Raw genomic sequence first — 261 nt, forward strand, 5'->3', positions numbered from 1 at the left:
GTACTGGTGTTGTCCTATAATGGTTTATCAAAATCGCATCGTATTGCAGGCTTTCGTGCTGGTTGGATGATGGTTTCAGGTCGTAAAGAACATGCGGCTGACTTTATCGAAGGTTTAGATATGCTTGCATCTATGCGTCTGTGTTCTAACGTTCAAGGACAATATGCGATTCAGACAGCGATGGGTGGCTATCAAAGCATGAAGGACCTAACATCTAAAAAAGGGCGCTTCTATAAGCAGCGCGAGTTGGCAGTGACCCGT

At 45.2% G+C, this 261-nt stretch carries 1 pseudogene; it reads left to right on the forward strand.

The window, feature by feature from the left end:
* A pseudogene (locus AAEY75_RS15825) lies at positions 1 to 261 on the forward strand (aminotransferase class I/II-fold pyridoxal phosphate-dependent enzyme); the annotation flags it as partial.

This window comes from Psychrobacter sp. TB55-MNA-CIBAN-0194, from assembly GCF_040309505.1.
GTDB classification, from domain to species: domain Bacteria; phylum Pseudomonadota; class Gammaproteobacteria; order Pseudomonadales; family Moraxellaceae; genus Psychrobacter; species Psychrobacter fozii.